General features: G+C 58.1%; 1 pseudogene. It reads left to right on the top strand.

The annotated features are described in order from the left end of the window. Window positions 1-234 (top strand): annotated as a pseudogene (locus KJQ96_RS39595) (hypothetical protein); the annotation flags it as partial.

Raw genomic sequence — 234 nt, 5'->3', positions numbered from 1 at the left:
ATCCCATCCTGCTCAAGTGCCCCGCCTTCAAGCTGCGCTTCATCAACTACATCGAACCAATGGCGCCATGCATAAAGGCGTCGTACCTTCGCGATTTGCTGCCGTATGTCGAGAAGCACTTCACGGGTTGGGGCATCGATCACATCTGGGCGTTGCTGATGGCAGATCCTCCGTTTCGCGCCGCTGTTCTTGACGAAGTCTCCGTGGTGCACACGCGTCCGTTCGAGACGGGCG

The organism is Bradyrhizobium sp. sGM-13 (genome assembly GCF_018398875.1).
In the GTDB taxonomy this organism is placed as follows: Bacteria; Pseudomonadota; Alphaproteobacteria; order Rhizobiales; family Xanthobacteraceae; genus Bradyrhizobium.
Note: the sequence above shows the minus strand (reverse complement) of the source record. Positions and strands in the feature narration are given on the sequence as shown.